The sequence below is a fragment of the Caulobacter sp. FG7 genome, assembly GCF_057808875.1.
This window is the reverse complement of sequence record NZ_JBMDIW010000002.1, coordinates 267,899-278,143: the sequence shown is the minus strand read 5'-3', so window position 1 is coordinate 278,143 and position 10,245 is coordinate 267,899. Positions and strand designations below refer to the sequence as shown.

Sequence of the window (10,245 nt, the reverse complement as noted above, 5' to 3'; positions counted from 1 at the left end):
TTCGCCTACCCACTCACCCTCCCACGCCTGCGGCGCGGGCCCCTCCCTCTCTCCATGAGAGAGGGTTTCTTTGGGGCGTCATCCACCCTTAGCGGACACCAATTGTGTTCGTTCACCTAGGGCTATGCCGATAGCGATGGAGGCCCCCGCTTCCAGGGCGGGAGTGACGGGAAGATTCAAGATAGCAGCCTAGACAACCGGCAACCGGCCTGACCAATATCCCGACCAATGACAACGTTGGCATTACCAGCGTTGCGGTACAGGGAGAGGTGGATGCGGCGGGTGTTCGAGCGCGTTCTGGCGGCCGCGGCCGTGCTGGTCATGGCCGCGTCGGCGGCGCAGGCGGGGCCGACCCTGACGCGGGCCGACCGGCGCGAGGGCCAGGACCTGTCGGGAACCTGGAACTATTCGGTCGATCCCTATCGCGACGGGGTCGCCGGCTTCCATCGCGGTCCGCCCGGCGTCGGCCACCGCCGCTACGACGACAGCGACGTCGAGCAGGTCACCCGCGCCGATCCCAAGGCGCTCTATGAATACGACATGCAGCGCGCGCCGACCGCGACCCTGCCGGCCTCGTGGCTGACCCATGCGCCCGAGATGCGCCACTACCAGGGCCTCGTGTGGTACCAGCGGCGGTTCGAGACCCCGGCGCTGAAGCCCGGCCAGCGGGCCTTCCTGCGCTTCGAGGCCGCCAACTACACCGCCAAGGTCTATCTGAACGGTCAGGCCGTGGGCGAGCACGAGGGCGGCTTCACGCCCTTCTCGCTGGAGGTGACCAGGCTGCTGCGGGCCGGCCAGAACCAGGTGACGGTCGGCGTCGACTCCACTCCCGCCGTCGACGGCGCGCCGCCGCCGGTCACCGACTGGGAAAACTACGGCGGCGTCACCCGCCCGGTGCGGCTGGTGATCACCCCCGCCACCTTCGTCGACGAGGCCTGGGTGCGCCTGACCCGCGACGGCAAGGCGATCGCCGCCGACGTACGCCTCGACGGTCCCGCCGCCGCAGGCCAGACGGTCAGCGTCAAGGTCGCCGGACTGAGCCTCACCCTCTCCGGCCAGGCCGGTTCGGATGGCGTCGCCAGGCTGTCGGCGCCCGCGCCCAAGGGCCTCAAGCGCTGGGCGCCCGGCGCGCCGGCGCTTTACGACGTCCGTGTCGAGGCGGGCGACGACGTGCTGACCGACCGCGTCGGCTTCCGCACCGTCGAGGTGCGCGGCGGCGAGATCCTGGTCAACGGCAAGCCGGTGTTCCTGCGCGGCATCTGCCTGCACGAGGAGGAGCTGGGCGAGAACCCGGCCCGCACTATCACCGACGCCTCCGCCCACGCCCTGTTGGCCGAGGCGCGTGACGGCCTGCACGCCAACTTCGTGCGCCTGGCCCACTATCCGCATTCGGAGGTGACCACGCGCCTGGCCGACGAGATGGGCCTGCTGGTCTGGAGCGAGATCCCGATCTACTGGCTGGTCGACTTCGGCAACGCCCGCACCCTGAAGCTGGCGCGCGGCATGCTGGCCGACTCCATCCGCCGGGATCGCAACCGCGCCTCGATCGTGCTGTGGAGCGTGGCCAACGAGACCCCGATCAGCGACGCCCGCAACGCCTTCCTGGGAACCCTGGCCGACGACGTCCGCGCGCTGGACGACACCCGCCTGGTCACCGCCGCCCTGCTGGCCGACCGCAAGATCGAGGGCGGCCGCCAGGTGATGGGCATCGACGACCCGCTGGCCGCTAAGCTCGACGTGCTGGCGGTCAACACCTATGCGGGCTGGTACTCTGACGACGGCCTCGACGCAGTGGCCAGGATCGCCTGGCGGCCCACCGACAAGCCGATGGTGTTCTCCGAGTTCGGCGCCGACGCCCTGGCCGGCTTCAGCGATCCGGCCCTGATGCGCAAGTTCTCGGAGGACTTCCAGGCCCGCTACTACGTCCAGACCCTGGCCATGGCCGCCAACGCCCCGTCCCTTCGCGGCATGTCGCCGTGGATCCTGAAGGACTTCCGCTCGCCCCGCCGCCAGCACCCGGTCTACCAGCAGGGATGGAACCGCAAGGGCCTGATCTCGCCCACCGGCCGGCGCAAGGCCGCCTTCAAGGTGCTGGCCGACTACTACGAAAAGCTGGCGGGGGAGGGGCGGTAAATCCTACCCGATCTTGGGGGCGCGCGCTCTATGCGGACTTCTAAGCTAGCGCTTCAACGCGGGGCCACTCCATGTTTAAGGCGCTCATCATCGGCGCTCTACTCCTGCCCCTACCGCAGGTAGGGGGCACGACTCCAAAGTGGCTGGAAGATCCACCCTTCGCGTTTGCAGCGGACGCCACCATCAGGGGCGATGGCAAGGACATCCTCAGCGAGCTGACCCCTTCGCGCCGCATTGTCGAGGATCGTTGGCTCAATGGGCCGCTAACGCGGCTGGACTATGTGTTGATGCGCATTGAAGCCCAATTGCAAAGGAGCATGTCGGACGTCCTGAAGGATCAAGGGAAAAGGTACTTTGCGCCGCCCGACCTGCTCTCGCCTGATCTCGATATCTCGTTTGAAGCTCGCTTCGACCAAGACAGCGGGCGCGTGGTCCTGTTCGCTTCGATCGACGCTGGAACAAAGCCTCTTCTACCAATGTCAGACTATTGCGAGGCGGCACTCAAAACGATGAGCATCCACTTCCCCCAAAAGAATATGGGTTACGGTTGGGAAAATGGTGCAATTGGCGCGCTTCAGCGCAGTGGGCATCAGCCGGAAATCGCAAGTGCGGTGGAGGCGCTTGCTAGCAATGCCGCTCTCTGGGCCAAAGTCCAGACCGCGTACATAGAGAACGATGTCACGAAGATATACGTCGTCCAATGTGTGAGCGATGCAGACGGTGTGCCTACTCGTTTCTACAAGAATTCCTATGCGGCCTTACGAACTCGTCGGTGACGCCGCCCGATACGCCCTAAAGCCTCGCCGCCAGGGCCGCCATCTGGTCGGCGGCGACGCCCCAGCCTTCGTGGAAGCCCATCTGCTCGTGCATGGCCTTGTCCTCGGCCGACCAGTGGCGGGCGATGGCGGTGTAGCGGGTCTGGCCGCCGCCCAGGTCCTCGAAGCGGACGATGCCGACCATGAACGGCTTGTCGGAGGGGACCCAGGCGCTGGTGAAGGCGTCGGTGAAGACGATCAGCTGGTTGTCGACCACCTCCAGATAGACGCCTTGATTAGGCATCTCCTCGCCGTTCGGGCCGCTCATGACGATCAGGCTGGAGCCGCCGGTGCGCACGTCCATCTGCGCGTGGCTGACGCGCCAGGGCGGCGGGCAGAACCACTCGGGCAGCAGCTCGGGCGTGGTCCAGCACTTGAAGAGCTTCTCGGCCGGCTGGTCGATGATCCGGGTCAGGACCAGTTCGTGAGCGGCGGCTTGCGGGGCGGCGTCGCGATCGATCTCTGGGGCCATGGCGTTTTCTCCGTGTCGTTGGAAACAGTGTTCGGCCCAAGGACGTCGCGGGTCGACCCGTCCCGACAGGCGCCGCCGCATTTTTCCGAAGCCGGTTGACCCGCCTCGCCCCCGGGGCCACTGTGCCGGAAATTCAAACAAATGTTTAAGGAGCGCGCCGTGAGCCTCTTCGACCTTTCCGGCAAGGTGGCCATCATCACCGGATCCTCGCGCGGGATCGGCAAGGCCATCGCCGAGCGCATGGCCGAGCACGGCGCCAAGGTGGTGATCTCGTCGCGCAAGGCCGGTCCCTGCGAGGAGGTGGCGGCGGCTCTCAATGAGAAGCATGGCCAAGGAACCGCCATCGCCGTGCCGGCCAACATCGCCTCCAAGGAGGACCTGCAGCGCCTGGTCGACGAGACCCGCGCCGCCTTCGGCCGCGTCGACGTCTGCGTCTGCAACGCCGCCAGCAATCCCTATTACGGCCCGCTGGCCGGGATCAGCGACGACCAGTTCCGCAAGATTCTCGACAACAACATCATCAGCAATCACTGGCTGATTTCGATGGTCGCCCCGGAGATGCGCGAGCGGAAGGACGGCGCGATCGTCATCGTCAGCTCGATCGGCGGCCTGCGCGGCAACGCCATCATCGGGGCCTACAACATCTCCAAGGCCGCCGACTTCCAGCTGGCCCGCAACCTCGCCCACGAGTTCGGACCCGACAACGTGCGGGTAAACTGCATCGCGCCAGGCCTGATAAAGACCGACTTCGCCAAGGCCCTGTGGGACGATCCCAAGACCCTGGAGCGCTCGACCGCCGGGGTGCCGCTGCGCCGGATCGGCGAGCCGGACGAGATCGCCGGGGCGGCGGTCTACCTCGCGTCAAGCGCGGGCAGCTTCATGACCGGGCAAGCCCTGGTGGTGGACGGCGGGGCGACCATCTGAGCCAAGCTCCACCGAGGCGCGATAACGGCGATTTTTGGTGCGGCCCAGGGTCGCGCCCCGCCGGAAATTAACCGTCAGCATAAGAGGTTGCCGCTAGGAGATTGGGGGTCAATCGAGGACCCGCCGCTTGAAGCGCATCCTGCCCCTGCTGCTCGCGCTCGTCGCCCTGGTCGGCGTGGCGCCGGCCCGCGCCGCGACGCCGGAGATCGGCGGGCAGGCGGGCAAGCTGCAGACGCTCTATCGCGAGATCGGCGTCCAGCGGGCCGGACCCGCGCCGCACGCCAACGAGGATGTCGAGCGGGCGGGCCGCCGGGCCCTGCGCCAGCGGGGCGACACGCGGCTCTACGCCCTGTGGCGGGTGCTCTACGCCTACAAGAGCAATCACGTCGACCAGGCCTTCAAGGACTGGATCGCCACGGTGCGGGCCACCGCCCGCGCCGACGACGACGCCGAACTGATCACCCTGGCCGAGATGATGGAGGCCGCCTACGAGCTGGAGACCCGCGGACCGAGCGGCGTCGACGACGCCCGCTGGGCACGGTTCCTGGAGGGGTCTGGCCGCGAGATCGGCCTGATGGCCGGCGTCGAGCGCATCCGCCTGCTGGCCCGCAGCGGCCGCTGGACCCAGGCCAGCCAGTTCGCCGGCGAGCTGTTCGAGGACCTGGAGGAGCGCGGCTCGATCGCCCGGCCGCTGCTGGCCGAGGCGCACCAGGTGCACTCCTACACGCTATCGGAAATCGGCGACAAGGACGGCGCCCTGGACCACATGGCCGAGGCCGCGCGCCTGGACGAGCGCGACGCCTTCTACATGCGCAAGATCGAGCGGCTGTACGACATCGCCTACACCGCCGCCGAGCTGGGCGAGATTCAGGCCGCCGAGCAGTTCGCCGACATGCACCACCGGATGAGCGAGGCCACCGGCGACGAGGACCTGCTGACCTGGGACCAGAACCTGTGTGCGGTGATCGCCGACGCCCGCGACGACCCGCGCGCGGTGCTGCGCTGCCTGGTCGACGCAGGCCCGGCCCTGGCCGCGCCGCGCGACCGGGTGTCGGTGTCGATGCTGCGCCTGCGAGCCAAGGCCCTGGCGCGCACCGGATATGCCGCCCGGGCCCGCGCGGATCTCGCCGTGCTCGACCAGGCGCCGCCGCGCGCGGCGCGTCCCGATCCGATTGGCCGCCTGCTGGTCGAGGCCTACATCGCCAATGCCGAGGGGAGGGGGAAGGACGCCTTCGCCCTGTTCGACCGCTGGCGCGCCACCCACGCCCGCGAGGCCAGCACCACCCAGGCCGCCACCGCCGCCCAGATCTCCTCGGCCCTCGAGGCCGAGCTTCGCGCCAAGCGCAGCGAGAGCCGCCGGCTGACCGCCGAGGTCGAGCTGACCCGGCGCCTGGCCCAGGCCACCGGCGTCATCGCCGCCCTGATGGCCCTGCTGGTGGTCGGTGGCGTCGCCTGGGCGGTCTATATGCGCCGGGCCCAGGCCAACCTGAAGGACGCCCGCGGCCGGGCCGAGGCGGCCAGCGACGCCAAGTCGTCGTTCCTGGCGGTGATGAGCCACGAACTGCGCACGCCGTTGAACGGCATGCTGGGCATGGCCCAGGCCCTGCGCGCCGACGAACTGGGCGCGGGCCAGCGCGAGCAGGTCGACCTCCTGATCGACTCCGGCGAGACCCTGCTGGTGCTGCTGAACGACATCCTCGACCTGTCGAAGATCGAGGCCGGCAAGCTGGAGATCGCGCCTACCGCCGGCGACCTGGTCCAGACGGTGAGCCGCCTGGTCAACGGCTTCCAGCCGACGGCGCGCGAGAAGGGCATCGTCCTGTCGTTCAACATCGACGGCGATGCGCCGCCGTGCCTGATGTTCGATGTGGTGCGCGTGCGTCAGTGCGTGGCCAACCTGGTGTCCAACGCCCTGAAGTTCACCAGCGAGGGTCGCGTCGAGGTGACCCTGGCCTGCGCCGTGGAGCCCAACAGCGGCCGCCAGGCCGTGCGCCTGACCGTCAGCGACACCGGCATCGGCATGAACTCGGCCACGCTGGACAAGCTGTTCGGGGCCTTCACCCAGGCCGACGCCTCGACCACCCGCAACTATGGCGGCTCGGGCCTGGGGCTGAACATCACCCGGCGGCTGGCCGAACTGATGGGCGGCTCGGTCAATGTGCGCAGCCGCGAGGGCGAGGGCTCGCTCTTCACCCTGAAGTTCATGGCCGACCTGGCCGAGGCCTCGGCCCCGGCGGCGCTGGCCGAAGCGCCGGCCGCGGTGTTCGAGCTGGACGCCCTGACTTCGCTGGGCGGGCGGCGGGTGCTGGTGGTCGACGACCACCCGGTCAATCGCCGTGTCATCCGCCTGTTCCTCGAGCCGTTCGGCTGCGAGCTGGTCGAGGTCGAGAACGGCCAGGAGGCGCTGGCGGCCGTCGAGGCCGAGCCCTTCGACATCGTGCTGATGGACGTCAACATGCCGGTGATGGACGGGCTGGAGGCCACCCGCCGCCTGCGCGCCGACCCGCGCTGGCGCAACCTGCCGATCGTCGCCCTGACCGCCGACGTGATGAGCACCCAGATCCGCACCTGCCTGGAGGCGGGCATGGACGCCCATGTCGCCAAGCCGATCGACATGCGCAACCTGCTGACCATCCTGGCCCAGGTGGTGGTCGCCGCCCAGGCGCGGACGGCGACGCGGGCGCGGAAGATGCAGGCGGTCGGGGGCTGAGCCCCGCGCCGCCAGCGACCTCAGGGAATCCAGATGCCCGTCAGGTCGTGATGGGTGGCCGTGCAGTCGGCGTTGTCCTTGGCCAGGCGGAAGACCACCGGCTTATCCTGCGACCGGGCGGTCAGCAGGATCGAAAGATAGGCCTCGCGGTTCGGATCGGTCTTGTCGACCACGATCGCACCGATCGTGTTGTTCACGTGGATATTGATCCAGACGTAGCCCTCCTGGGAATAGAAGGCGCTCTGGATCTTGGCGCTGCATTCCGAGTAGGCGGCGGCGGGCGTCGCGGCGGCGATCGAAAGCCCGGCGGCGATCAGCAAGGTCTTGTAGCGTGCAAACATGGGGACCCCCTTGATGGAGAGGCCGGCCTAGCACGAACTCGTCCTATGGGTGAATGGCGCGCTAGTCGATCTCGAAGGTGTCCGGTTGGCGCGGGGCGGCGGGCGTCGGGACCGGCGCGGGCGGAGGCGGCGCAGCCTTGGGCTCGTGGCTCAGCAGGGCGTTGACCCGCTTGGACAGGTCGGCGGCGGTGAACGGCTTGACGATATAGCCGTTGGCGCCCTCGTTCAGGGCCAGCTTGACGGTGTCGATATCGCCCCGGGCGGTGATCATCATCACCGGCGTGCGCAGCTTGCGATGCTTGCGCATCAGCCGCAGCATCTCCAGCCCGCTCATGCCGGGCATCTGGATATCGAGCAGCACCAGGTCGGCGCGGACGTGGCTGAGAGCCTCCAGGCCGATCGTGCCGTTGGGCGCGGCCGAGACGCGATGTCCCGACTGGCTCAGCACCAGGTCGACGAAGTCGCGGATCAGGGGATCGTCGTCGATCACCAGGACGGCGTGCGGCATCGGCGGGATTTCCAGAATCTACGCGTCGGGTACTCGACCAACTATAGCGCGCGTTGCGAGCCTGTCGCACCCCCGCGTGCGCGCCAGGGCCGCGCTTATTGTCGCGGTGTCAGCGGCACAGGCGGTAGGGGCTGAGGTCCAGGTGCAGGTGGTCGGCGTGGGCTGTGTTGTAGTCGGGACCCAGCACCGCGCCGAACAGTTCGCAGCCTCCAGCCCGGGCGACCCGCAGGAAGCGGCCCTCGGGGTTGTCCTTGCGGAAATCGGCCGCGATGGTCAGCCGGCGTCCGTCGGCCAGGCGCACGCCGGAAATATCGAGGGCCGAGGCGCTGGCGTGCTGGCTGGGTCGCTCGCCCTCGCGGCCGTAGATGGTGCGGCAGGCATAGGTTCCCAGGTGCTCGACGCGGGCCAGCTTGGCGTCCAGCAGCCGCTCGGCGGCCGGCTCCAGCACCTGCCGCTCCCACGTCGCGTAGCGCAGGGCCAGGGGGCAGGTCATGACCGGGGCGGCCGGCGACAGGCGGCTCTCCACCCGCACTGTGTCGCGGGTGGAGCAGAAGCCGTCTTTCCGGACGGGTTGGTCGATGGGGGCGAGGCCGCCTGAGCGCAAGGCCGCGCGGCAGGCGGCCGGGTCGGCGCCGATCCGCGCCAGCTTGGCCTGCGTAGCCAGCCCCAGCGGCTGGTCGATGGAGAATGGCTTCCAGGCCAGGTCCTGCGGCGGCGCGATGCGGTCGACCAGCGCGAAGACGAGCAGGCCGACGAGGACCGCGTCGAGCAGCAGGCCGCCGATTTCGGCCAGCGCGAGGGCCTGGGGCGAAGCGGGTTTCACCCGGGCTGCAACGGCCGGCCGGAGCGGAGGTTTCGCCACGCGATGCTCGCCGAAGGGCGAGGATGGCGCGCACGGCCTTGGCGGCCGGCGCTGAACAGGGCATGACCGCCTGCCCGATCCGGAAGGATCGCACCAGAGACCTTGGATGTCCGCCGACCGCGCCGCCCTGCTCGACCGCGCCCTGCTGCCGCGCTTTGGCCTGCTGTGCCTGGGCATCTGGCTGAACGCCGCCGACACCCTGGTCACCGCCACCATCATGCCCAGCGTCGCCCGGGAGATCGGCGGCCACCAGTATTTCGGCTGGTCGGTGGCGGCCTATCTGATCGGCTCGATCGTCGCCGGCGCGTGCAGCGGCAAGTTCTCGCAAGGCCTCGGCCTTCGGCGCGCCACGGCCTTCGCAGGGGTGGTCTATGCGATCGGCTGCGCCATGAGCGCGCTGGCCCCCGACTTCGTCACCTTCGTCGCCGGCCGCCTGGTGCAGGGCCTGGGCGCGGGGGCGGTGGTGGCGCTGTGCTACGTGGCGATCACCGCCCTGTTTCCCGAAAGCCTGTGGCCGCGCGTCTATGGCGCGGTGGCCGGGGTGTGGGGCGGGGCGACCCTGCTGGGGCCGATGCTGGGCGGGCTGTTCGCCGCCGCCGGCTTCTGGCGGGGGGCGTTCTGGGCCTTCGTCATCCAGGGCGTGGTCTTCGTCGTCGCCGTGCTGGCCATGCTGCCGGGCGAGAAGCGCGAGGCCGGCCGCACCCGCATTCCCAGCCGCCAGCTGCTGCTGCTGGTCGTCGGCGTCGGCCTGATCGGCGCGGCCGGGGTCGTGGCCTCGCCGGCCGTGGCGGGCGCCTGCGCGGTGCTCGGCGTCGTGGCCATGGCCGCGATGCTGGCCGTCAACCGCGCCTCGCCCGATCGCCTCTTGCCACGCTCGGCCGCCGACCTGTCGACCGCCACCGGCCTTGGCCTTCTGACCATGTTCGCCTGCGAGGCCGCCGCCATCGGCTTCACTGTCTATGGCCCCGCCTTCATCCAGGCCCGCCACGGCGCCTCGCCCCTGGTCGCGGGCTATGTCACCGGCGGCATCGCCGCCGGCTGGACGGTCTGCGCCATGCTGGTGGCCCGGCTGAAGGCTGAGCAAGAGCCCCTGGCCATCCGCGCCGGCGCCCTGGTGATCCTGCTTGGGGTGGCGCTGGCCGCTCTGGCGGTGACGCGCGGCGGCCTGTGGAGTACGGGCCTGTCGCTGCTGGCGGTCGGCTGCGGCTTTGGCCTCTGCTGGGCGTTCCTGGCCCGCCGCACCATCGCCGGCGCGCCGGTCGAGGAGCAGGCCCTGGCCTCATCGGCGGTGCCCACGGTGCAATTGATCGGCGGCGCGGCCGGCTCGGCCGCCGCCGGGGCCATGGCCAACCTGCTGGGCTTCGGCCACGGCATCGGCCCGGCCGCGGCCTTCATCCATGGGCCGTGGCTGTTCGCGGCGTTCATCCCGCTGGCTCTGGTGGGGTTTGCGGCGGCGTGGCGGCTGGCGAGGGACTAGCCT

Annotated in this window: 9 protein-coding genes; 5 read left to right on the top strand and 4 right to left on the bottom strand. The window is 69.6% G+C overall.

The genetic code is table 11. From position 1 onward, the window contains the following. Positions 1 to 273: 273 nt before the first annotated feature. Positions 274 to 2,133, top strand: coding sequence for a glycoside hydrolase family 2 protein (locus ACODR1_RS03125; RefSeq protein WP_488879152.1), 1,860 nt, complete (start codon positions 274 to 276; stop codon positions 2,131 to 2,133). A 71-nt stretch (positions 2,134 to 2,204) separates the two neighbouring features. Further along, a complete protein-coding gene (locus ACODR1_RS03120; RefSeq protein ID WP_488879151.1) occupies positions 2,205 to 2,909 on the top strand; it encodes a hypothetical protein in 705 nt (234 codons plus the stop codon). 16 nt (positions 2,910 to 2,925) lie between these two features. Here the strand turns inward: ACODR1_RS03120 and ACODR1_RS03115 are convergent, their stop codons facing one another. Next, entirely contained in the window at positions 2,926 to 3,420 is a 495-nt protein-coding gene (locus ACODR1_RS03115; RefSeq protein ID WP_488879150.1) for an SRPBCC family protein, read from the bottom strand. A gap of 159 nt (positions 3,421 to 3,579) precedes the next feature. Here ACODR1_RS03115 and ACODR1_RS03110 point away from each other — a divergent pair, with 159 nt between their 5' ends. Continuing rightward, a complete protein-coding gene (locus tag ACODR1_RS03110) occupies positions 3,580 to 4,344 on the top strand; it encodes an SDR family oxidoreductase (protein ID WP_101717075.1) in 765 nt (254 codons plus the stop codon). A gap of 127 nt (positions 4,345 to 4,471) precedes the next feature. Next, entirely contained in the window at positions 4,472 to 7,054 is a 2,583-nt protein-coding gene (locus ACODR1_RS03105) for a hybrid sensor histidine kinase/response regulator (protein ID WP_488879149.1), read from the top strand. Positions 7,055 to 7,074: 20 nt separating this feature from the next. On the opposite strand, the gene ACODR1_RS03100 is transcribed toward ACODR1_RS03105, so the two are convergent. The 3 genes from ACODR1_RS03100 to ACODR1_RS03090 all read right to left on the bottom strand — a co-directional run bounded on the left by ACODR1_RS03100 (position 7,075) and on the right by ACODR1_RS03090 (position 8,726). After that, complete coding sequence (locus ACODR1_RS03100; protein WP_488879148.1) at positions 7,075 to 7,395, bottom strand: hypothetical protein; 321 nt, start codon at positions 7,393 to 7,395, stop codon at positions 7,075 to 7,077. Positions 7,396 to 7,456: 61 nt separating this feature from the next. Then, on the bottom strand, positions 7,457 to 7,903 hold the full coding sequence (locus ACODR1_RS03095; RefSeq protein WP_488879147.1) for a response regulator transcription factor: 447 nt from the start codon (positions 7,901 to 7,903) through the stop codon (positions 7,457 to 7,459). A gap of 109 nt (positions 7,904 to 8,012) precedes the next feature. Continuing rightward, on the bottom strand, positions 8,013 to 8,726 hold the full coding sequence (locus tag ACODR1_RS03090) for an extensin-like domain-containing protein (protein ID WP_488879146.1): 714 nt from the start codon (positions 8,724 to 8,726) through the stop codon (positions 8,013 to 8,015). A gap of 145 nt (positions 8,727 to 8,871) precedes the next feature. Here ACODR1_RS03090 and ACODR1_RS03085 point away from each other — a divergent pair, with 145 nt between their 5' ends. Continuing rightward, positions 8,872 to 10,242 carry an MFS transporter gene (locus tag ACODR1_RS03085; protein ID WP_488879145.1) on the top strand — a complete coding sequence of 457 codons (1,371 nt, stop codon included), beginning with the start codon at positions 8,872 to 8,874 and terminating at the stop codon, positions 10,240 to 10,242. Positions 10,243 to 10,245: the final 3 nt, after the last annotated feature.